We start from the raw sequence: 21,739 nt of genomic DNA, 5'->3' as shown, positions 1-21,739 counted from the left end.
CGCGTTCGTAATATGGCGGAAACACGCTCATCGGAGGCGCCATGCTCAGCGACAGCACAGCGCGGGACCGGACCATCGCGCGAGCACGCCTGAAGTTCCTGGAGAACCAGGACCCGCCCGCGCCGATCGTGCCCGAGAGCATCCGCAACTCCTGGCAGCGCTCCAAGTACCTGGGGATCCGCCCGGACGAGGTGGTCGTCCCCTACCAGCCGGACTACGACCGGGAGAGCCGCCTGGTGCGCGCCGCCACGCCGGTCCTGGACCGGCTGGAGCGGGCGCTGGCCGGATCGGACGCCTGCGTCATCGTGACGGACCGCAAGGGCTGGGTACGCGACCGCCGGGTCGGCGAGAAACGGCTGTCGGCGCACCTGGACCGCGTCCACCTGGCACCCGGTTTCAACTATGCCGAGCAGTTCGTCGGCACCAACGGCATCGGGGTCGCGCTGGAGGAACGCCGGCCCAACGTGGTGCTGGGCACCGAGCACTTCAACGAACGTCTGCAGGGCGTCTCCTGCGCCGCCGCCCCGATCCGCAACTCGGTCACCGGACGGGTCGAGGGCGCCATGAACCTGACCTGCTGGAACGGCCCGACGCGCACCCTCATGGCGGCCCTGGTGCAGGAAGCCGTCGGCGACATCGAGCGTGTGATGTACGAGTCCACCAGCTCCCACCAGCGTGCCCTGCTGGAGGCGTTCCAGCAGGTGACCCACTACGGCGACCGGCCGGTGCTCTGCCTCGGCCAGGACCTGGTGCTCGCCAACTCCGCCGCCTCGGCCCGGCTCACCGGCGACGACCACCGGCTGCTGCACGAGGCCGCCGCCGAGTCGGGACACGCGCCGCGCGTCCGCACGGAGGTGCGGCTGACCGGCGGGCAGACCGTGCTGATGCGCTGCCGCCAGGTCGACAGCTCCGCGGGCGCGGCCGGGTACCTGCTGGAGCTGGCCTTCCCGGAGCACCCCGGCGCCGACGGGGCCCGCACCGGCACCGGCTCCCGCACCGACACCGGCTCCCGCACCGGCTCCCGCACCGGCACCGGCTCCCGCTCCCGTGGCGAGCGGAACGCGTCCCTGCCGTGGCCGCTGCCGGGCCTGGCCGGGACGGACCCGGCCTGGAACACCGTCTCCCGTACGGCCTCGCAGTGCGCCCGCGAACGGACGCCGCTGCTGGTCCACGGTGAGCCCGGCACCGGGAAGACCGCACTGGTCCGTGCCGCGCACGCGCTCACCGGGGCGGCTTCGGCACCCGTCGTCGTGGACGCCGCGGCCTTCGGGGGCGCCGACGCCGCGAACGCGGCCGGCACCGGGTCCGGACCCGACGCCGGCCCGTCCGCCGCCCTGCGCACCGCGCCCACCGGGCCGGGCCGCGCCCTCGTCCTGCGGAACATCGACGCCGTACCCGCCGAGCAGGCACCGGCCGTCGCCCGGGCCCTGGACGCCGCCGCGGCACAGGGCACCTGGATCGTGGGGATCATGGGCACGCACCACCACGCGGCGGGCGTGCCCGAGCCCCTGAGGCGCTGTTTCACCGAAGCGGCGGCGGTACCCGCCCTGCGGCACCGCCTCGCGGACCTGCCCGCCCTGGTCGACTGCCTGCTGCGCCGCGTCGGCCCGGACCTGGAGTGCGCGCCGGAGGTCCTGCCCCTGCTGCGCCGGCACGACTGGCCCGGCAACGTCCGCCAGCTGAACCACGTCCTGAGCAGGGCCGCCGCGGGCCGCCGCACGTACCGCATCGAACCGCGCGACCTGCCCCCGTCCCTGCACAGCACGGCCGGCCGCTCCCTGAGCGTCTGGGAGGCCTCCGAACGCGACACCCTGGTGCAGGCCCTGCTGGAGGCCGACGGCAACAAACTGCTGGCCGCCCAGCGCCTCGGCATCTCCCGCACGACGATCTACCGCAAGATGCGGGCGTACGGCATCACGGTGCCGACCCGCGCACGCCACTGAGACGGCCGGGCCCCCGCGTCACCACACGCCCGACCGCCGACCACACAACCGGACCCAGCGTCACCACACGCCCGACCGCCGACCACCGGGATTCCGAGTCCTGGTGCCGGAAGGCGGCGCCGGGGAAGGCCGAGTCGGCGTCCCGGCTCGCCGCAGCACCGTCCGTGGCGGATCGCCCCGGCCAGGTCGTCCAGGAGGACCCCGGCCACCGGTCCCCCGGTCGCGGCGATGCCGTGACCGGGCATGGCAGGGGCCGGCTCGGGTCCCGGAGACCGCGGTGGGACGGCCGGGGCGAGGACCGTGCGGCGCGCGGGCGGGTACGCCGCGGTGATCCGCTGCCGTCGCGCGCCGGGGACGGGCCGGGGTGCTTCCGGGAGGTGCGCGGCGATGCGATGACGTCGCCCGCCACCGAAGTCACCGTGGCGGCGCGGGGCGGCGCCGTGCTCGGCGAGCGGACGCGGAAGGCGGATCAGCGCGCTGCCGGGCCGGCCGGACCCGCACCCGAGCGGCGGGCGCTCCGGGCGGGCGGCGTACGGCCGGCGCCGGGATGCCGGGGTTCACCACTGCGGCCCGCAGCCGTCCCGGGCCCGGCGGCCGGCCATGCGGCGGCGGCCCCGTGGGGACCTGGTACGGCGCCGAGCCGCCGTCGACGTCCTCGTCGGCCGCGCGCGGGTGGCGGCTCCGGACACGGTCGCCTCGCGGGTGCCGGCCGGGCGCCTCGTAGGGTGTGGGGGTGAGGGGCGTCTGGCAGAAGTGCGCCGAGGAGCGATGTCGTGCCCGCCGATGCTTTCGACCGGGCCTGCGAGACGAAGTGGAGAGCAGTGGTGGTACGAGTGGAACTCGGTGCCGCGGTGTCCCTGGCCCGGGAGATCGGTGAGCAGGTCCTGCTTCCGGAGGCCGCGGCCGTGGACGAGGGGCAGGTATGGCCGGAGAAGGGCATGGCCGCGCTGCGGTCCCGGCTGGGCGGCCTGGTGGTGCCGGCCGAATGCGGGGGGATGGGGCACGGTCTGCTGGCGGTGGCGCAGGTCGGTGAGGCGACGGGACGGGCCTGCGCCTCGACGTCGATCTGCTTCGGCATGCACCTCGTCGGCTCGGCCGTGATCGCCGCGAAGGCCAGCCGCAGACAGCAGAAGGCCTACCTGGAGCCGATCGCCGCCGGTGAGCACCTGACGACCCTGGCCCTGTCGGAACCGGGGACCGGCGGGGAGTTCTGGCTGCCGCAGATGCGCATGGAGCGGGTGCCCGGGGACCGGCTGCGGCTGACCGGATCGAAGAGCTTCGTCACCAACGCCGGCCACGCGGACACCTACGTCGTCTCCACCCTGGCCGTCGGACCGGACACGCCGCCGGGGCAGTTCTCCTGCACGGTGGTCGACGCCACCGTGCGGGGACTGGAGTGGGGGCCGCCGTGGCAGGGCTTCGGCATGCGCGGAAACGCCTCGCGCGGCCTGGAGATGCGCGGCGTCGAAATCGCCGACTGGTGCCTGCTGGGAGAGGAAGGCGACGAGATCTGGTACGTGTTCAACGTCGTCGCTCCCTACTTCCTGATGGCCATGGCCGGCACCTATCTGGGAGTGGCCGCGGCCGCCCTGGAAGAAGCACGCGCCCACCTGCTGCGGCGCAAGGGGACGCGCACCGGCCGGCCCGCCACCGCCCAGCCGGTCGTCCAGCACCGGCTGGGCACGATGTGGGCCCGGGTGGAACGCACCCGGCGGCTGATCTACCACGCCGCCGCCGAAGCGGAGATCGGCGGCCCGAACGCGCTGCTGGGGCTGGCCTCCGCCAAGGCCGAGGTGGCCGACGCCGCCGAGGCCACCGTCAACGACGCCCTGAGCCTGGTGGGCGGGGCCGGCTACGGTGAGCGGTCGCCCCTGCACCGTCTGCTCCGCGACGCCCGCGCCGCGCACGTGATGTCTCCCGTGACCGACCTGCTGCGGGTGTGGACCGGCAGAGCCCTGCTCGACGAACCTCTCCTCGAGGGCTGACACGATGACCCAGAGCCCGCCCCTGCTGCTGCTCATCGGCGTCCCGCCGGCGACGGCCGGCACCATCGCCGCCGACCTGGCCGCGACGACCGAGACCATCCAGACCACGGCCGAGGACGTGCTGGCCTACACCGGCGGCACCCCCGGCCGACGCCGGCCGACGGTGGTCGTGATCGGGGAGACGGTCACGGCGCCCGTCGGCGTCGTCCACTCCTTGCGGCCGCACCCCGCGGACCTCGCCGTCGCCGTGACGGCCACTCCCGCCACGGAGGAACAACTCGCCGTACTGCCGCTCCTGTTCTCCGGTGACATCGTGCGTCGTGTCCGGAGCGACCGGGCGGCGTCGCGGATGTCCCACGTGGTGCGCGAGCTGCTCGGGCACATCGGTCACCGGCGTGCGCACATCGCCGCACAGGCCGCCGCCCAGCAGAGCCTGTCCACGGGTACGTCGATCGGCCGGCAGTTCGGCGAGCGGCTGCTGGGGCAGTTCCTGTCCCAGGCTCCGATCGGTGTGCTGATGCTGGACGGCGACGCGGTCATCGCCTGGAACCGCCGGGCCGCCGACGTACTGGAGTTGACCGAGCCCGGGGCGCTGCGCCGGCCGGTGACCGACCTGTTCCCCGAGGACCAGCGCACCTCGCTGCACCACCACCTGACCGTCTCCGGCCATCACCAGGACGTCGAGCCCGACGCGGTTTTCGAACGTGTCCGCGGCGACGGCACCTCCCAAGTCCTGAGCATGGCTGTCCGGCAGGTCCTGGACAGCGAGGGACGCAGCCGCACCCTGGTCCTCACCGAGGACGTCACCGACCGCCTGCACGCCCAGCGCAGACTCGCCGAACGCACCACCCACGCCCTGCTCACCGCCGAGATCGCCGCCGCCATGACGGCGCCGGGACCACTGGACACGCGCCTGCACACCTGTGTGCGCGCCACCACGGACCGTCTCGGCGCCGACCGTGTCTGCATCTGGACGCTGAGCACCCGTGGGGAGCTGGCACACGCCGTGTGCGCCGAGGACGACGGCGGACCGTCCGGCGCCTCTCCGTGCCGCGCGGCCCAACGTGCGCTGGTGAGACGTGTCGTCGCGTCACGCAGCCCGCACCTGGACATCGCCCCCCGGCCCGATCCGCACGACGGCCGGTCCGGGAGCGGACGTGACTCGGTCGCGGGCTTCCCCCTCGTCTCCCACGGGGAGGTGCTCGGCGTACTGGTGATGACCACGCGCCTGGCGCTGCCCGGCACCGTCCTGGCCACCTTGGAGAACATCGCCGACCAGATAGCCATCGGAGTCCAGCAGGACCGCCTGCTCAACCGGCTGAAGGAGGCCACCCGTGCCCTGGAACGGCCCCTCCTCCCACCGCGCCTGCCCGACCTGCCGGGTTTCGACCTGGCGGCCTGTTACGCCCCCTTCAGTCAGGGCCTGCACATCGGCGGCGACTTCTACGACGCCTTCACCGCCCCCGACGGCCGGCACGTCCTGGTCCTCGGGGACGTCTGCGGCAAAGGACCCGACGCGGCCGCCATCACCGGCCTGGTCCGTCACACCCTGTGGACCGCCGCCCAGCACACCAGCGACCCCACCCACGTCCTCGACCTGATCAACGTCGCGCTACGCCGCCAGAACACCCCCTTCTGCACCCTCGTCTACGTGGTCATCGACGCCACCCGCGCGCCGGCCCGACTCCGGATCGCCAGCGCGGGCCATCCGCCGCCGCTTCTGCGCCGGGCGGCCGGCGACACGGCACCGGTGCCGATACGGGGTCCGTTGCTCGGTGTGCTGGAGGCGCCGTACCACCCGGTCACCGAGGTGGAACTGCGAGCCGGTGACACCCTGGTGCTCTACACCGACGGCTTCACCGAAGGAGCCGGTGCCGCGGACCAGCGGACCACGGAGGACCTCGCCGTCCTCGTCGCCGCCCTGTCGCCGCCCGACGGGCCGGCGCCCGCCGGGAAGACGGCCACCGCCCTGATGGACGACGCTCACCGCTGGTGGGGCGAACGGCTGCGCGACGACCTCGCCGTCCTGGCCCTGACGGTGACCGGGGACCACGGCCCGCCCGGTGAGGACGCCGCCGCGGAAGACGGATGACGGCACGGGCGGTCCCGCGACGAGCGGCTCAGGGCCGCGCGGCGGCAGGGCGAGGAACCGCACGCGGCGTCCCGTCCGCCGACGCGCCCCGGCCCGTTCGACGGGCGGCCCGCTCATCACGCGCCCGTGCCCGTTCACCGGTGGTCCCGGCCCCCGGGTTCTGCCGCCGGGGCCGTACCCGTGTCAACGTGCCGTCATGAGCTCCCCGGTGAGCGGTACGTCCGGGAGCGCGCGGTTGCTGACGACGGCGAGCCGGGGGCCTGCCGCGTCGTGGTGCCACTGCCCGCCGACCAGGGGAAGCAGCGCGGTGTTGGGCGTCGGCCCCCGGGTCCAGTCGAGGCGTCCGGCGATGGTGTCGAGCCGGGCGCCGGCCAGGGCCTCGGCGACGGAGGCCCGGTCGGTGGGGTCGTCCGCGACGGTGAGGGCGTGGTGTGCCGTCTCCAGGAGGGCGTGGGCCAGGCCGAGGGGCTGGAGCCAGGCCGCGCCCGTGTCCCGCTGGTAGGCGTGGGCGAGTTCGGCACATGTGGTGCCGTCCAGGCTGGAGCGGTAGGGGTGGTCGGGGCTCCAGTAGACCAGGGTGGCCACGCCCGCGTCGGCGAGTTCCCCGTGGACGCCGGGGGCGGGGGTGGTGTGGGTGTGCGGGTAGGTCAGCCAGCGTGAGCAGGTGATCAGCCGCGGGCGCCGCCCGGCCTCGCGGGCCTGGCGGTGGAAGAGGGCCAGGTCGGTGGCGGTGGCGGCGCTGGTGACGACATCGGCGCCGTGCTCGCGCATCCGGCCGACCTGCGGGTGGAAGCCGTCGGCCGGTTCGGGGTAGGCGCCGAGGTCGACGAGGGTATGTCCGCGCGGGGACGTCGCGGGGGCGAAGCCGTACCGCTCGTGCCGCAGCAGGGCGCCCTGGAGGCCGTCGTTCCACAGGCACCCGACGGCGCCTCGCCCGTCCACGCGCTCCCACAGGTCGGCGAAGACGGCCGCGATGTCGTCGAGCCCCCACGCGAAGTGGTACGTCCACCGGAAGCGGTGCCCGGGGTCGACGCCGCGCGTGTGGACGTACGCCTGCCAGGGGAACGTGGTCGACACGCAGGGGACCCCGGCCTCCTCGCAGGCCGTGGTGACCGCGGGCAGGACCCGGGTGCCGGCCATGGTGAGGACGACGTTCGCGCCGTCGGTGTCGGCCAGGTCGCGCGCGGCCCGCCGGGCCGCGCCGGGATCGGAACGGCTGTCGCGCACGGCGACGGTCACGTCGTGGTGGCGGCCACCGTTGCGGACGCGCGCGAGTCGAGGAGCGAGCCTGCGCAGCGCGTACGACAACGGTGACCCGAGGGGGGCCAGCCGACCTGTCAGAGGCGCTACTACGCCGACACACAGGGAAGTTGACGAAGTGGACGCCATCGTGACACCTCTGTCCGCTGGACCTGTCACGGCCGCTCAGTGACCGGAACGTTCCGTGGTGACGCAGGTGGTCCTGCTGAACACGGCCACCGTCTCGTTGCCGCAGTTGTTGCTGTGGCCCGAGGCGTTCCGGGCGAAGACCAGGTTGGACAGGACGCCGCCGCTGGGGCCCACCTGGTCGCCGCCGCCCTTCCCGCCGTCCTCGGTCACGCAGGTGCGCTCCTTGAAGAGGGCCACCTTGCCCGTCCCACAGAGGTTGGCGTGGCCGGAGGAGTTGCGGCCGGAGAGGTTGGACAGCACACCGCCCGCCCCCGCGTCTCCGTCACCGGCGTGGGCCGTGGCCATGCCGGCCGGAACCGCCATGAGCATCCCCACGACCGAGGTCACTGCCGCCATGCGTCGAGTGCCGTACATCTGTGACTCGTCCTTTCGTCGGATCGCTCGTCGGCCCTCGTGGCCGGAGCGCTATGACTAACGACCCGTCGGAAGAACGGCACGACGCCGAGCGGGTGAATGCTCCGATATTCAGTTGACCAGGTACTTCGACAAGAGGGGGCACCTGCGGCGGCGGCACGGCTAAGCATGGCCGCCACACGTCAACTCCGGTCCGCGTCATACCCCGATGGGGTGGTTTGGCCGGCCGTCGGCCGATCTGGCGGGTCGGGTCCACGAGCCTGGCCGGGGGTGGCGCGGGCCACCGGGGAAGGGGGACGGCGTGAACGACGGCACGGTTCTGGTGGCGGTGGCGGAACGCCCGGAGGACGGGGGCGCCGCCGCCGGGCAGTTGGCGCGCGTCGCCGAGGGCATCCAGGCGCGCGGCCTGCGGGTCCGGTGGGTGGTGAGCGTCTCCGACGCCGAGGCGGTGCTCAGGACGGAGGCCGGTCTGGCCGCCGCGGTGATCGCCTGGGACCTCCCGTCCGGGGACGGGGGCAGGGACAAGGGCAGGGACGGGGACGGGGACGAGGACGGACCCGGTGGCGCGTCGGTGCTGCGCGGGATCGGGCGCCGTTTCCAGAACCTGCCGGTGTTCCTGGTCATGGCGGGCGAGGGGCTGCGTGAGCTGCCGCTGTGGGTGTCGCAGTCGGTGGTGGGCTACGTGTGGCCGCTGGAGGACACGCCGGCCTTCATCGCGGGGCGCATCAGCACCGCCGCGCGCGCCTATCAGGACGCGTTGCTCCCGCCGTTCTTCAAGGCGCTGCGGCGTTTCGACGACGCGCACGAGTACTCGTGGCACACTCCGGCGCACTCCGGCGGTGTCGCCTTCCTCAAGTCACCCGTGGGCCGGGCGTTCCACGACTACTTCGGGGAGCGGCTGCTGCGCAGCGACCTGTCGATCTCGGTGGAGGAACTCGGCTCGCTGTTCGAGCACACCGGGCCGGTCGGCGAGGCCGAGCGCAACGCCGCGCGGGTCTTCGGCTCCGAACACACCTACTTCGTCCTGCACGGCGACTCCACCTGCAACCGTCTGGTGGGCCACTTCAGCGTGACCCGCGACGAGATCGCCCTGGTGGACCGCAACTGCCACAAGTCGGTCCTGCACGGCCTGGTCGTCTCCGGCGCCCGGCCGGTGTACCTGGTCCCCACCCGCAACGGCTACGGCCTCGCCGGACCGCTGCCCCCGGCCGAGATCTCGGCGGACTCGGTGGCGGCGCGGATCGCGGGCGCCTCCCTCACCAGGGACGCGGTGTCGTCGCGCGCCCAGTACGCGGTGTTCACCAACTCCACGTACGACGGGCTGTGTTACGACGCGGTGGCGGCGGCTCGGGCCTTCGCGGCCAGTACGCCCCGGCTGCACTTCGACGAGGCGTGGTTCGCCTACGCCCGCTTCCACCCGCTGTACGCGGGGCGGTACGGCATGTCGGTGGACGAGGGCGCCTTCCCCGGCGCCGACCGGCCGACGGTGTTCGCGACCCAGTCCACCCACAAGCTGCTGGCGGCGCTGTCCCAGGGCGCCATGGTGCACGTCCGCCCCGCGCCGCGGGCGCCGGTGGAGCACGACCGGTTCAACGAGGCGCTGATGATGCACGGCACGACGTCGCCGCTGTATCCGATGATCGCCTCGCTGGACGTGGCCACGGCGATGATGGACGGTCCGCAGGGGCAGTGGCTGGTCGACGAGTCGGTGTCGGAAGCGGTCCGGTTCCGTCAGGAGATGGTGCGGATCGGGCGGCGGATCGAGGCCGCCGGGGACCGGCCGCCGTGGTTCTTCGGGGTGTGGCAGCCGGATGAGGTGACCGACCCCGCCAGCGGGGCGCGGCTGCCGTTCGACGAGGCTCCGGCGGAGCTGCTGCGGACCGAGCCGTCCTGCTGGCACCTCGCGCCCGACGCGGACTGGCACGGCTTTCCCGGTCTGACCGACGGCTACTGCATGCTCGACCCGATCAAGGTCACCCTGACCTGCCCGGGGCTCGACGCGACCGGCGTGATGTCCGACCGGGGCATTCCGGCGCGGGTGCTCACCGCGTACCTGACCACGCGCGGCATCGTCGTGGAGAAGACCGACAGCTACACCACGTTGGTGCTGTTCTCCATGGGCATCACCAAGGGCAAGTGGGGCACCCTGCTGGACGCCCTGATGGACTTCAAGGACCTCTACGACGGTGATGTCCCGTTGGAGCGCGTCCTGCCCGCGTTGGTCGCCGCGCACCCGGGACGCTACCGCGGGCTCAGTCTGCGCGACCTGTGCCAGGAGATGCACGACCACCTGCGGGAGGCCCGTCTGGTGGAGCTGCTCGACAGGGCCTTCCAGGAGCTCCCGGAGCCGGTCGCCCCGCCCCAGCTGTGCTACCAGCGCCTGATCCGCGGCGGCACCGAGCGGATCCGCCTGGCGGACGCGCCGGGCCGGGTCGCCGCGGCCATGGTCACGGTCACGCCGCCCGGAATCCCGGTCCTCATGCCGGGCGAGAGCGTCGGGGCGGAGGGCGGCCCCCTGCTGCGCTACCTCGGCGCCCTGGAGGCCTTCGACCGCCGCTTTCCCGGCTTCGGCAGCGAGACGCACGGGGTGACCCGTGCCCCCGACACCGGCGATTACCTGATCGAGTGTCTGCGTACGGACGGGCAGGAGGGGCTCGCCGGGTCCGTGACGCCGGCCCAGCGGCGAGGCGGGGCGGGCGCCCGGCCGGCGGGGTGAGCCCGGGGGCGCGGGTGAGACGCCGGTGCGGGCACTCCCGCGGCACCCGGCGGGACGGTACCCGGTGGGCCGGGACGGGAGCCGGTGGACCGGGACGGGACGGGACGCGGCGTGGGACGCGGGCGGAGAACGGCCGACCGCGCGAGAGCGGGAAGCACGGGCGTCCGAGCCGGAGGACGTGCGCCGGGCGGCGCCCAGCGGGACGCCGTCGGCGGACGGTGCCGTACGGCCAGGCCGACCGCGCCGTCCGCCAGGACCCCCGCGGCGCCGGCGCGAAGCGGACGGAGACCGGCCGCCGCGGCGGCCGTCATTCCGGCCGCTCGGGCTTCTCTTCGGCACCGGTCCCCGGTTCCGCCATCCGCCGGTGGGCCGCCGCCTTGACCCCGTCGGGGAGCACCTTCCCGGCCAGACCCTGCGCCTTGGTCTTCCACGATCCGGTCACGACCTTCTTCTCGCCCTTCACGATGGCCCGGAACGCCTGCTCGGCCACCTGTGCGGGATCGTCCTTCTTCATGGTGCCGATCCGGGTGTCGTCCGCCATGTCCGCCCGGTCGAAGAAGTCCGTGTCCGTCGGGCCCGGCATGAAGGAGGTGACCGTCACGCCGGTGTCCTTCACCTCTTCCGCCAGTGCCTGGGCGAAGGACTGCACGAACGCCTTGGAGGCGTTGTAGACGGGCTGGAAGGAGCCGGGCATCGTCGAGGCGACGGACGAGGTGAAGGCGAGCCGGCCCTCGCCGCGCCGCACCATGGCGCGCAGCAGCGGCTTGGCCAGCCGGACGGTCGCGGTGACGTTGAGGTCGATGACCTCCTGGTCGTCGGCGAGGTCGGTGTCGACGAAGGCGCCGCCCCGGCCCACCCCCGCGTTGAGGGCGGCGACGTCGACCGTCAGACCGTCGAGCGCGTCCAGGAGCCGGAAGCGTCCCTCGCCGGTCCGCAGGTCGGCACGGACGGCCCGGACCTGCGCGCCCGTCTCCCGCAGCTCCCGCGCGGCCGCTTCCAGCCGCTCGTCCTCCGCGTTCACCACCAGGTCGTAGCCGCCCAGCGCGAACTGCCGGGCCAGCTCGTGGCCGATGCCGCTGGACGCGCCGGTGATCAGAGCGAGTGGCCGTGTCTCAGTCATGGCGGACGAGTAACCGTTCCGCCCCGTGTCACGCCTGGCGGGACCGCGCGGCCGCCGCTCGTCCCGCGCCGCGTCACGGGCGGCGGAGCGCGTCCAGGAAGGCGGGGACGCACTGCCGCCATCGGCGCACCGCGGCACCACGCACCCCGGACCGGCCCGGCAGTCCGGGGTCGACGGCGGCCTCCTTGGCCCGCGGGCCCGCGGTCCCGCGGCACCACGCGCCCCGGGACCGGCGCCCCGGTGGCTCCGTCTCCGGGGCCGGCCGTCCGACGACGGGTCCCAGGGACGCGGCGTGTCCGCCGCGGCGGGTTTCCCGCCCGTCTTCCGTGTTACGCGTACAGGGCGCCGTCCGATCCCCGCGTGTCGGCGCCCCCGCGCACACCGGAGGTTCCCATGAGCACCGCGGTCAAGGACATGCTCGCCGCCTACCCCGCCGGCCTGGGCGGTGTGGACCGGGACCGGCTCGCCCGCTGCATCGAGGAGTGCGTCGCCTGCGCCCAGGCGTGTACCGCGTGCGCGGACGCGTGCCTGGCGGAGGAGATGGTCGCCGAGCTGACCAAGTGCGTCCGGACCGACTCCGACTGCGCCGACATCTGCGCCGCGACCGCCGCGGTCCTCTCCCGCCACACGGGCTACGACGCGAACGTCACCCGGGCCGTCCTCAGGGCGTGCGCCGCCGTCTGCAAGGCCTGCGGCGACGAGTGCGCGAGCCACGCCGACCGGCACGAGCACTGCCGCGTCTGCGCCGAGGCGTGCCGCCGCTGCGAGAAGGCGTGCGACGACCTGCTCACATCCCTGGGCTGACGTCCGCCCGGCCGGTCCCCGTGACCACCCGGGCCGGGCCCGCCGGGCAGGGCTGTCCCGTACGCGATGCCGGTGAGGACACGGTTCACGGTGTCGGCGGGGGTGTCCTCCTCGGGCTTCAGCACCTCCAGCGGGCCGGCTCCCCGGGCGGCCGCGGCCAGGGCCGCGTCGGCCCGCTTGATGTGTTCGAGCTGCCGGTCCAGCCGCTCGAGGCCCTCGGCGCGTTCGGCGATCTCCGCCTCGCCCAGCGGGGGGCGGGGTCCGGGGCAGCGGGGTGGGGAGCAGGGACGGGTCGAGCCGTTCGGACAGTTCGGGCTCGAGCCTGGCCGTCGGTCGCTTCCCTTCCGTCCGGACGCTCCGCGCGTTCCGCCTCTCCTCGACCGCAACGCGCCCGGCCTTCATCCGTACGCGGCCTTGCGGCCCGCCGGGGACGGCCGCCGGGTCGGGGCCGTCCTCGCTCCCCTGCGGGCGTGGCGGTTACGCGTCGACGCCTTCGACGATGACGACGCGGTAGTCGGCGGCCTGGCGGCGGTGCGGAAGCGCGGCCTGGTACTGCTCGCTGTGGTACCAGGCGAGCGCAGCCTCCCTGGTGGGGAAGCGGTTGATCAGCACGCCCTCGGCCGGGGGGCCTTCGAGCACGTCGATCCGGCCGTAGGCGGCCAGCGGGGTGATGTCGTGCCCGGCGCGGGCGGCGCGGGCTCCCGCCGTGTAGACCTCCAGTTCCGCGGCGTCGCGCAGGTGCTCGCGGATCATCACCACGTAGGCGCTCACTTGGCACTCCCGTTCGTGACCGTCTTGACCAGGACGTCCGCGGCGGGACCGGAGGAGGCCGGGTTCTGGCCGGTGATGAGCAGTCCGTCGGTGACGACGTTCTCGCCGTAGTCGGCGACCTTGGTGTACCGGGCACCGCGGGCGAGCATGTCGTCCTCCAGCAGGAAGGGCATCACCTCGGCCGCCTTTCCCTTCGCGCCGGCCTCCTGCAGGCCCTTGATGGCGAGGATGATCTCCTCCTCGGTGTCGGTGAAGCCGGTCACCAGGCGGCCTGCGACGGCGAGGCCGCCGTCGGGAGTACGTACGTGCCGCAGCGCGACAGGGGCGTGGCACACCAGCGCCACCGGCTTGGTCTGTGCGAGGAACTGCTCCAGGAGGCCGATCGAGACCGGATCGTCGGCGAGGTCCCAGACCGGGCCGTGTCCTCCCGGGTAGAACACGGTGTCGAAGTCCGCCGCCGAGACCGCGTCGAGGCGCACGGTCGAGTCCAACCGCGCCTGGGCCTGGGGGTCTTCCACGAAACGCCGGGTGAGGTCCGTCTGGAAGTCGGGCTTGGCGCTCGTGGGGTCCAGGGGCGGGCGGCCGCCCTTGGGCGAGGCGAGAGTGATGTCCCAGCCGGCTTCCTTGAACCGGTAGTAGGGAGCGGCCAGTTCCTCCAGCCAGAATCCGGTCGGCTGTCCGGTGTCGCCGAGCTGGTCGTGCGAGGTCAGCACCATCAGGATCTTCGTCATGTCGTTTTCCTTCCGAGTGTTTTTCCGCTCGAGAAGAAAGTAGACCAGTCGTCTATGGCCCGTCAAGTAGACCGGTCGGACTAGTCGGACCGGTCGGGGGGAAGGGATGGGAGAGGTGCGCACGAGCGGCGGCAGCGAGAGCGGGGGCGGAACAGCGACCCCAAGACGCCCGGCCGCCCTCTCCGCACACAGGCTTCGCGGCAGGCCACGGGCCCCGCACGCCACCGCGGCCGCGCCGACGTTCGTCAACCGGCAGCCCCAGAGGCGGCGATCGGGCTCCGGCTCCGAGTCAAGGCCGTGCCCCCCCCCCGGAGAGGCGGACGAGCCGTTCCAGGCAACGCGTTCGGCCGTGATCGCGGAGTGGCTCGCGTGCGGGCCTGGGTCCAGAACGTCCGGACGCGGAGGTCGAGCCCGGTGAGGCGACGTTCCGAAGTCTCGTCGTATCGGATGGCGACGCCTCGTCATGCCTCCGTCCTGCCGATCGCGCGCTCGACCGCGTTCCGCTCCTTGCGGAGATCGGCGTCGCGGCTGACAGGCCGGCCGCCGCCGGAGCCCTCCTCCTCACGGTCGGCCACCTGGTCCTTCTTCTTCGGGATGACCGCCTTGACGCGTTGCCCGCGCAGGCGGGCGCGGTCTCCCGGGACGAGTGGGCCGTGCCCCCGGCGACCGCGTCCGGCCGGGCACGAGGGCGGACGACGGGCCCGCGCACCCGCCCCCTGGACGTGTCCCGCGTCGTGGTGGGGGCGAGCAAGCGTTGCGCGTGCCGGCACGAGGCCCGGCCGCTCCCCGGAGGAACGGCAGTCGCGAGGTGCCCCGCTGAAGCGAGTCGAACACCCGGCCCCGGGCAGCCGCCGTCCCCGGCCCGCGGATTCCGGCGTCTTGACCGGCTGCGCCACCCGGCAGGACGACATCGGCAGCAGAGCCCCCAACGGCCGCGGACGGACCCGTCCGCCCCCACCCGGCTGGCGCAATGCCCACGCGGACGTGGCCGTCAGTGCTCCCGGACGGTCAGAGCGTGGTGGTGCGCAGCACGATCAGAGCGATGGCGATCAGGGTGAGAACGATCGCCGGGTACGCGCCCTCGCGGTCGCGGACGCGCAGATGGGAGGCGACCGCACCGGCGAAATAGAGCGCCAGGCCGACAGCCGCGGCGACCCCGAGTGTCCTCCACCAGACGCCGATCGGCCGCACGGGCCGACGCGGCGGAATCACCGGGTGGGTCGTTGAACCTCAGCTTGCGCAGGTGCGGCCGGCAGCGACCGATGCGGCCCGCCGGAGCCGGGAGTTCTCCTGCCCGTCACCGACGCCGCGGGCGCGGACGCGGACGCGGGCGGCGACGTCCCGCTCGCCCGTGAGCTGCGCCACGCGTGTTCGGGCGGGTGCGGCTGGACACCCGCCAGGCCGAACACGGGTGTCCCGTCACAGATGGAGGAGGTGCCGGGTCATGGCCGCCGCGGTGTCGAGCGGTGCGAGACTGCGATGGATCTTGGCCATGACGCTCGCGCCGAGCCACATGTCGTAGAGCGCCTGAGCCATTTCGCCCGGGTCGCCGTCGACCGTGATCGAACCGTCCTCCACACCGTCGGCGAGAGTGCGCCCGAGGCGCTCGACGATCGCGTCCGTGCCTTCCTTCAGGGCCAGCCGCATCGCCTCCGACAGGTCGGCGACCTCGGCACCGAGTTTCACCGCGAGGCACTTGCCTTCGCACTCGTCGAAGCTCTGCGTCTCCCGCCACTGCCGCCAGTACGCCATCAGCCGCTCGACGGCCGGCCTGCCCGGCTGGGTGACGATGCGGTCCATGTCCGCGAGGTACTCGTCGAAGTAGTCCCGCAGGAGCGCTTCGCCGAAAGCGTCCTTCGAGGCGAAGTAGTGGTAGAAGGAGCCCTTCGGGACGCCGGCCGTCGCGAGCACCTCGTTGATGCCGACACCGGAGTAGCCCTTGTGGGCCACGATACGTCGGGCCACCCCGAGGATGTTCGAACGGGTGTCGGTACTGCGCGTAGCTCCTGCCATGGCAGCAGGGTAACAATAGATTAGACTAGTCGTCTATCGACCTCTCGGAGTGATCACTGCTCGAGGGAGGCGAGGAGGGCTTCGTCGACCTCGGCGGTGTGGGTGAAGAGCAGCCCGTGCGGCACGCCGCCGATCTCCAACGAACCCGGGCGGTTCACAAAACCGCAGGTCAGGCCCCCTTGCCCACAGGCTCCAGAATCGCCACGCCCTCCATATGACGCGTCCCCCAAATGACGTCACATGAAAAGCGAGACGAATAATCGCCGGTCAGCGTGTATCTGCGGCCGCTCCGAACGGTCACTCGGCCACCTGGAGCGTCAAAGGAGCGTCACGACCAGCCAGGGCGACGCCTCTGCTGAGCCATACCGGCGAGGTCTTCCAGCAACACTTCCGCCACCAGTTCCTCGACCACGGCGATGCCGTGCTCCGCCATGGCCTCGGCCAGGTCGGGATCCCAGGGCGCTTCGGTGATGCGTCCCGGCTGAGGACCGCGTGGGTTGAGGGCGACCGCGGCACGATAGTCCGCTGCCGCCATGCGCCAGGGACGCGCCGGCGTCTTGTCCAGGACGTAGGCGGCGATGCGGATGCCTTCTCCGTCGAAGTCGCCGTGGTGGCGAAGAGCCGCGCCGTGGTCCGAGAGCATGCGCAGGAGCTGGACAGCGGCGCTGTTGGGCCAGCCGGACGTACAGACGAGCGGCGGGCAGCAGGGCCCGAAGCGGCGTAGGGCCAGTGCCAGGATGCTGGGGTTCTCCACGACGTGGACGACGGGTGCGGGGGCCTCAGAAAGGATGAACTCGCCCGGGTACCGGACGTGGGCGAGGGTCAGACAGGCGGCCTGACCCGCGTCTGCGCACGCTGCGGCCACCTGGGCGAGCAGGCCGTTCCCGAACGGGCGCAGTCCGCCGGCGAGGACGGTGGGTGACAACTCGTCGTCGGCGACCCCCGCACGGGTCCACAGGGCGCGCCGCTGCGCGGCGGACTGCGGAGGGACGGTGTCGTACAGGGTCGCCAGGGCGCGCAGGACGAGTGCGGACAGGGGTGTGCCGTCGTCGAGTGCGTGCGCCTGGCCGCTCAGGACCCGGGCGGCGAAGACGGGCAGGGGTTCTGCCTGGCCGGGCAGTTCGGCGAGCACCTCGAGCGCGTCCGTGAGCAGCGTACGGGTGTGCTCCACCGAGCGGGCGACCACGCCGGCGGCTCGGCAGGCGGCGGCCCAGTCGAGGAGCGCCGGCTGGGCCCTCACCGTCTCGTGCTCGGCCAGCCAGGTCCACAGTTCGGCCCGCTCGTCCTTCTGGCGGCGCCGCTCGCCGGCTCTGTCGCCGAGGGGGCCGACCAGTTCGGTGACGATTTCCCGTACGGTGCGGCCGGAGAGTTCGGTGACGGCCTCCTCCAGGCGGGTCAGGGGGACGGAGGGGCGCGCGTCCGGCAGACGGTCGAGGCCCAGGAGGTCGGCGAGCGCCTCGCGCTGGGTGTCGTCGAGCGGTCCGAGGCGCACCCGTGTGACGGGGCGGCCGGAGGAGAGGCGGCTGTGGAGCGTGTCCCAGAGGGGGCGGAGCTCGGGGCGGCGCAGGGTGGCCCCGCCCGGGGCCGGTTCCGTGGGGACCGTCGCCTCGGTGCTGGTCATTGCGCCTCCAGGTCGACGCCGTTCCAGACGAAGCGGGCGCTGGTGACCGCGTCGTCGTCCCCGCCGGTGAGGAGTTGGTGGACGGCGATGCCGGGCAATTCGCCGTAGGTGCACCATTCGTGGTCGGAGGTGACCATGAGGTCCAGGTCGAGGGCGGTGAGCAGCGCGAAGACCTGTCCGCGGTTGGCCGTGTCGACTCCGACGAAGACCTCGTCCAGCAGGATCGGCCGGGGTGCCAGGGGCACGGCCTCGTAGTGGGCGGCGACGGCGGCGAAGAGGGGCAGGTGCAGTGCGATGGCCTTCTCTCCGCCGGAGAGCGCGCCGTGCAGCTTCTTGGTCAGCGGTTGCCAGCCGTTCCCGTTGGCCCGGTCGAGGCGGACGGTGAAGCGGTGCCAGGTGGTGTAGTCGAGCACCTCACCGAGCTGTTCCTCCCAGCTCGCGGCCGTCTCACTGCCCTTGGCCTCCTCGATGCGGGCGCGGAAGAAGACGTGCAGCGCCTCCCGGTCGCTCTCGGTGACCCGGCCGGGGTCCTTGAGCAGCAGCTGACGGGCGGTGCGGGTGCTGTCCGGAAGGTCCGGGCGGACGTCCCAGACGAGTTGGACGGCGACGTTGGAGGCGGTGCGGACCCGCTCCAGGTGCCCGTTCATGCGGTCGAGGAGTTCGCCGGCCTGGCGGATGCGGGCCGCGAGGTGACGGCGGATGTCGCCGGTGAGGATCTGGTCGAACAGGTGCCGTTCGGCGGCCGTGATGTCGTCCCGGCTGCGGTCCCGCTCCTGGGTGAGCGTGCCGAGCAGGCCCGTCGCCCCCACGCGTACGCCGTCCAGGGTGGCGGTGAAGAGCTGGATGTCGTCGTCCGGTTCCAGGTCCAGGTCGGCACGGGTGCCGAGGCGCCGGCGGGCCTCGTGGACCGCTTCGGACAGGCGGGTCGCGGCGTCGCCCAGGTTGCGTGGGGCGTGCGGGAGGTCCGGCCACTTCGCCGCTGTGGCGCGGGCGGCCTCCAGGGTGACCTTGGTGCCGTCCCCGGCGTCGAGTGCCGGTGGGATGCCGGCGTCCTCGGCCAGCCCGGCCAGACACAGGTGCCGGAACCGGAGCGCCGCCGCGTCCCTGGTCGCGACGGCCCGTTCCCGTCGTTCGGCGTCCTGGCCGCTGACGGCACGCAGTTCCCCGACCCGTCCTTCCAGGCGCAGCAGGAGTTCGGCGGCCCGGCCGGCCTCCTCACGGCAGCGGCGCAGCTCGTCGCGCGCCTCGGCGAGGCGCGCGACGATCTGCCGGTAGTCCGCGCCGACGGTGGCTTCCACTGCCGCCAGGCGCGCTTCCAGCCCCGTCGCCTCCGCTTCGGTGGCGGCCGCTTCCTCGGCGCGTTCCTCCGCGGTCCGGCGTGACCGGTCCGCCTGGGCGGCCCGCTGGCGGGCCCGGTCGGTGGCGGCGGCCGCGGCGAGCCGGGCGTCCACCCAGTTCTCGGCGGTGTCCCGGAACCTGTCGACGGCGTCGGAGAGCGTACGCAACCGGGCGCGGTCGGTGGGCAGTCCGTGTTCGGCGGCTCGGCGGTCGAGCGTGCGCAGAGCGACCGCCACCTCCCTCTCGCATCGCGCCAGTCGTCCGGCGACGTCACGCACGGCGTCGTCCCGAGCCGCCACGGTGTCCTCCGCGCGGTCCCGGTCACGCCGCCGGGCGTCGAGTTCCCGGTGGTCGGGTCGGGCGGCGCGGTCGGCGTCCAGCCGGGCGCGGCGAGCGGCGAGGTCGCGCAGCCGGTCGTCGAGTGCGGCGAGGGAGGCGTTCGTCTCGCCGATACGGTCGGTCAGTTCGCCGATCATGCGCTGCCGGGCGCGATGACGTGCCAGAGCGCCGATGTGGGCCGGCTCCGGTTTGCTCCAGGTGCCGGTGGCGAGCGCGAGACGCCAGGCGCCGTCGGCGGAGACCGCCGCGGGGTGCCCGCCCGGCAGAGTGGGGCCGTAGGCGATGCCTGCGAGGATGCGGGTCACGGTGTCGGCCGGGACGGGGATGTCCTCCTCGGGCCTCAGCACCTCCAGCAGGCTGGGCTCCGGGGCGGTCGCGGCCAGGGCGGCCTCGGCGCGGGTGTCGTGACCCGGCAGCGTCAGTCCGTCGTGGGAACTGACCCAGGCGTCCAGGAGACCCGACGCCTCCAGTGCGGCCTCCACCGCGGACTGGACGGGGAGCGGGACCCCTTCCCGGAAGGCGACCAATCGCCACAGAGGCGCTCCCGCCGTCGCCGTACGGACGGCGGTACGGGTGGGCGGGGGCGCGGGCGGCAGGTCGGTCTCACCGCTCAGCCGTCGTAGCCGCTCCTCCAGTCGGCTCCGCTCGTCCCGCAGGCCCTGGCGCGCGGCCCGGGTGGTGGCCTCCGCCGTGGCGATCTCCTGTTCCAGCGGGCGTGCGGCGGCTTCGGTCAGGGCCGTCACCTCGGCCTCCGCCGCCGCTGCGGCAGCGAGTTCGTCGAGGTCGGTGATGCGCAGTTCCGCGCAGTCCTCGGCCCAGGCGAGCAGGCGTTCCACCTGTGCGGTGAGGGCGTCGTCCCAGGCGGCGGACGCCTCGTCCCGCCGGGTGATCGCCTCCGCGAGACGGGTGCGGGCCTCGTCCAGCAGTTCCTCGGCGGCGCCCCGGTCGCGTACGGCGCGATCGTGTCCGTCGATCGCCTCGGTGACGAGGGTGACCTGCTGCCGTCGGGCGGTGTCCGCGCCGCGCACCAGTCGACGGGCCTGTCGCGCTCCGCTCCCGGCCGTCGTGCGCGGGACGCCGGGGCCCTGGTCGCGTCCCGGGGTGCGGGGGAGGGCCGCCGCGGGCTCCGTCGCGTCGAGGACCGTCCTCACCTCGTGGTGGATGGATTCCAGCCCTGCTGCCCGAGCCGCCCGGTGTGCTTCCCCGGCGGCTTCGCGCGCGTGCTCGCCCAGTGTGCGGGCCTGGTCCGCCGCCTCCTCGGCGTGCCGCTGGTCCTCCTGTGACCGGACCTGCGCGGCCTGAGCGGCGGATCGCCGCCTCCCGGCGGCGGCTGCCGCGTCCTCGGCGCGGCGGCGGAGCCGGTCGAGGTCCTCGCCCTGCTGGTACGCGTCACTCTCGCGCAGGCCCTCGACGGTCTCCTCCAGGGCATGCGCGCGCAGCTCCAGTTCCTCGCGTCGGGCCTGGGTCGACTCGCGTTCCGCCAGCGCCTGTTCGAGTTCCTCGGCGCTCCGGCGGGCGACGCGGGTGAGGTTGTCCATCTCGGTGGTGGCCGAGATGAGCGCGGCGGAACCCGCGCGCAGGACGCGCCGCGCGTAGGCACGCTGCCGGGACGCGACGGTCTCGGCGGCCGTCACCTCGTCGTCGAGCCGTTTGAGGTGTTCGCGCTGCCGGTCGAGCCGTTCGAAGCCCTCGGCGAGTTCGGCGACCTCCCCCTCGCCCAGCGGGGGCAGGGCACGGGACAGCAGGGTGGAGAGCAGGGACGGGTCGAGCCGCTCGGACAGTTTGGGCTGACGCAGCTGGAGCAGTGCGGACAGCAGCGACTCGTAACGCTGCTCCCCCATCCCCGCGAAGAGTTCACGCCGTACGGCCGTGCGGTAGTCGGTGGCCGAGGCATGGACGTCGCCGCGGTCGCGCAGGGCTTCGGCGAGGGCGGCCCGGGTCAGTGGCTGTCCCGCGTCGTTGACGAGGAGCACACCGTCGGGACGGCCGATTCCGGAGCCGGTGGTGAAGTAGTCGGCGTGCACCGCGCTGGTGTGCACGCTCGCCTGCAGGCGTGCCCCGCAGCCGAACCACCGCTCGGTGCCGTCGTCGCCGACGCGGCGGAACTCCATCCACACGTATCCGACGCGGGTCTTGCCGGAGGCGCCCTCGCCCAGCAGGTTCCAGTGCATGGTGCGTTCCGAACCGCCGAACGTGGACAGGCGGTTGGGGCGGAGGCTGGCGTCGAGGAGGAACGGCAGCAGCAGTTCCAGGGCCTTGGACTTGCCAGAGCCGTTCTGGCCGCGCAGCAGCAGGCGGCCCTGGTGGAAGGTGAACGTCTCGTCGTAGTAGCGCCAGACGTTGAGGATGCCGGCGCGGTGGGGCTGCCAGCGGCTGCCGGCGGCGGGCGGCCCGGCGGGGGGGGGGCGCCGGGGGCGGGCCGGGGGGGGGCGGCCCCGGGGGGCGCGCCCGCCCGGGCCCCCC

The 21,739-nt window shown here is 73.7% G+C and carries 14 protein-coding genes; 5 read left to right on the top strand and 9 right to left on the bottom strand.

From position 1 onward, the window contains the following. The first annotated feature begins 41 nt into the window (after positions 1-41). From ACY1JF_RS22060 to ACY1JF_RS22050, 3 genes are all read left to right on the top strand, one after another. Complete coding sequence (locus ACY1JF_RS22060) at positions 42-1,943, top strand: sigma-54-dependent Fis family transcriptional regulator (RefSeq protein ID WP_462706922.1); 1,902 nt, start codon at positions 42-44, stop codon at positions 1,941-1,943. 773 nt (positions 1,944-2,716) lie between these two features. Continuing rightward, positions 2,717-3,928 (top strand): acyl-CoA dehydrogenase family protein, encoded by a 1,212-nt coding sequence (locus ACY1JF_RS22055; protein WP_462706921.1) that lies wholly within the window; start codon positions 2,717-2,719, stop codon positions 3,926-3,928. Between the two features lie 4 nt (positions 3,929-3,932). Then, on the top strand, positions 3,933-6,020 hold the full coding sequence (locus ACY1JF_RS22050; protein ID WP_462706920.1) for a SpoIIE family protein phosphatase: 2,088 nt from the start codon (positions 3,933-3,935) through the stop codon (positions 6,018-6,020). 183 nt (positions 6,021-6,203) lie between these two features. Here ACY1JF_RS22050 and ACY1JF_RS22045 read toward each other — a convergent pair whose 3' ends face one another. Beyond that, positions 6,204-7,409, bottom strand: coding sequence for an ABC transporter substrate-binding protein (locus ACY1JF_RS22045; protein ID WP_462706919.1), 1,206 nt, complete (start codon positions 7,407-7,409; stop codon positions 6,204-6,206). Positions 7,410-7,445: 36 nt separating this feature from the next. Next, positions 7,446-7,823 carry a hypothetical protein gene (locus ACY1JF_RS22040; RefSeq protein WP_462706918.1) on the bottom strand — a complete coding sequence of 126 codons (378 nt, stop codon included), beginning with the start codon at positions 7,821-7,823 and terminating at the stop codon, positions 7,446-7,448. 301 nt (positions 7,824-8,124) lie between these two features. Here ACY1JF_RS22040 and ACY1JF_RS22035 point away from each other — a divergent pair, with 301 nt between their 5' ends. Further along, positions 8,125-10,539, top strand: a complete 2,415-nt coding sequence (locus ACY1JF_RS22035) for an Orn/Lys/Arg family decarboxylase (protein ID WP_462706917.1) — start codon at positions 8,125-8,127, stop codon at positions 10,537-10,539. A gap of 307 nt (positions 10,540-10,846) precedes the next feature. On the opposite strand, the gene ACY1JF_RS22030 is transcribed toward ACY1JF_RS22035, so the two are convergent. Then, positions 10,847-11,659 carry an SDR family NAD(P)-dependent oxidoreductase gene (locus ACY1JF_RS22030; RefSeq protein WP_462706916.1) on the bottom strand — a complete coding sequence of 271 codons (813 nt, stop codon included), beginning with the start codon at positions 11,657-11,659 and terminating at the stop codon, positions 10,847-10,849. A 393-nt stretch (positions 11,660-12,052) separates the two neighbouring features. Between ACY1JF_RS22030 and ACY1JF_RS22025 the strand changes: the two genes are divergently transcribed. Beyond that, positions 12,053-12,463 (top strand): four-helix bundle copper-binding protein, encoded by a 411-nt coding sequence (locus ACY1JF_RS22025; protein ID WP_462706915.1) that lies wholly within the window; start codon positions 12,053-12,055, stop codon positions 12,461-12,463. A gap of 477 nt (positions 12,464-12,940) precedes the next feature. Here the strand turns inward: ACY1JF_RS22025 and ACY1JF_RS22020 are convergent, their stop codons facing one another. The 6 genes from ACY1JF_RS22020 to ACY1JF_RS21995 form a co-directional block, all read right to left on the bottom strand. After that, positions 12,941-13,234, bottom strand: a complete 294-nt coding sequence (locus ACY1JF_RS22020) for a DUF1330 domain-containing protein (RefSeq protein WP_462706914.1) — start codon at positions 13,232-13,234, stop codon at positions 12,941-12,943. Further along, positions 13,231-13,965 (bottom strand): type 1 glutamine amidotransferase domain-containing protein, encoded by a 735-nt coding sequence (locus ACY1JF_RS22015; RefSeq protein WP_462706913.1) that lies wholly within the window; start codon positions 13,963-13,965, stop codon positions 13,231-13,233. Before ACY1JF_RS22015 ends, ACY1JF_RS22020 begins: the two co-directional genes overlap by 4 nt. Before the next feature lie 1,008 nt (positions 13,966-14,973). After that, a complete protein-coding gene (locus ACY1JF_RS22010; RefSeq protein WP_462706912.1) occupies positions 14,974-15,177 on the bottom strand; it encodes a DoxX family protein in 204 nt (67 codons plus the stop codon). A gap of 207 nt (positions 15,178-15,384) precedes the next feature. Continuing rightward, positions 15,385-15,978 carry a TetR/AcrR family transcriptional regulator gene (locus ACY1JF_RS22005; protein ID WP_462706911.1) on the bottom strand — a complete coding sequence of 198 codons (594 nt, stop codon included), beginning with the start codon at positions 15,976-15,978 and terminating at the stop codon, positions 15,385-15,387. 328 nt (positions 15,979-16,306) lie between these two features. Next, positions 16,307-17,599, bottom strand: coding sequence for a TIGR02679 family protein (locus ACY1JF_RS22000; protein ID WP_462706910.1), 1,293 nt, complete (start codon positions 17,597-17,599; stop codon positions 16,307-16,309). Then, the coding region (locus ACY1JF_RS21995) for a TIGR02680 family protein (RefSeq protein ID WP_462706909.1) at positions 17,596-21,739 on the bottom strand (4,144 nt) is incomplete at its 5' end. The genes ACY1JF_RS22000 and ACY1JF_RS21995, both read right to left, overlap by 4 nt.

The organism is Streptomyces sp. SYSU D01066-1, assembly GCF_054956795.1.
This window is presented reverse-complemented; position numbering and strand designations above follow the sequence as displayed.

Excerpts from the sequence above, each read along its gene's own strand:
- ACY1JF_RS22005 (WP_462706911.1), bottom strand. The coding sequence starts at position 15,978 with ATGGCAGGAGCTACGCGCAGTACCGACACCCGTTCGAACATCCTCGGG.
- ACY1JF_RS22000 (WP_462706910.1), bottom strand. The coding sequence starts at position 17,599 with ATGACCAGCACCGAGGCGACGGTCCCCACGGAACCGGCCCCGGGCGGG.
- ACY1JF_RS22025 (WP_462706915.1), top strand. The coding sequence starts at position 12,053 with ATGAGCACCGCGGTCAAGGACATGCTCGCCGCCTACCCCGCCGGCCTG.
- ACY1JF_RS22045 (WP_462706919.1), bottom strand. The coding sequence starts at position 7,409 with ATGGCGTCCACTTCGTCAACTTCCCTGTGTGTCGGCGTAGTAGCGCCT.
- ACY1JF_RS22050 (WP_462706920.1), top strand. The coding sequence starts at position 3,933 with ATGACCCAGAGCCCGCCCCTGCTGCTGCTCATCGGCGTCCCGCCGGCG.
- ACY1JF_RS22015 (WP_462706913.1), bottom strand. The coding sequence starts at position 13,965 with ATGACGAAGATCCTGATGGTGCTGACCTCGCACGACCAGCTCGGCGAC.
- ACY1JF_RS22030 (WP_462706916.1), bottom strand. The coding sequence starts at position 11,659 with ATGACTGAGACACGGCCACTCGCTCTGATCACCGGCGCGTCCAGCGGC.
- ACY1JF_RS22060 (WP_462706922.1), top strand. The coding sequence starts at position 42 with ATGCTCAGCGACAGCACAGCGCGGGACCGGACCATCGCGCGAGCACGC.
- ACY1JF_RS22040 (WP_462706918.1), bottom strand. The coding sequence starts at position 7,823 with ATGTACGGCACTCGACGCATGGCGGCAGTGACCTCGGTCGTGGGGATG.